1 protein-coding gene is annotated in these 367 nt (G+C 45.8%); it reads left to right on the plus strand.

Features of this window, described 5'->3' with window-relative positions; all coding sequences use genetic code 11:
* On the plus strand, positions 1 to 367 hold a 367-nt coding region (locus tag A3757_RS21070; protein WP_156506473.1), incomplete at both ends, for an HPP family protein.

Consider the following 367-nt stretch of genomic DNA (forward strand, 5'->3'; position numbering starts at 1 on the left):
AGCTCGCCGGTACTGAGTATCAGCAAAGATAAGACGCTCGAAGATGCCTGGCGTATTATGCAGAAGTATGAAATACATCACCTGGTCATTCTTGATGAGGAACAGAAATATTGCGGAATGCTATCTGATAAAAAGATCGTCCCTTTTCTAATGAGCCCACAGGGTGGTAACCTCGAGGAAATGCAGAAAAGCTCGCTAAACGCCTTCTGTCACGAATCGTTGTTATCAACCCACCCAGAAACTCAGGTAGAAGACTTAGCACCAGCTTTGTTGGAGTATGGCTTGGACGCGATAGCGGTATTCGAGAATCAACAGATTGTCGGGATCGTTACCCACCCCGATATATTGAAGACGATACTACTGAAGG

The organism is Oleiphilus sp. HI0117 (genome assembly GCF_001635235.1).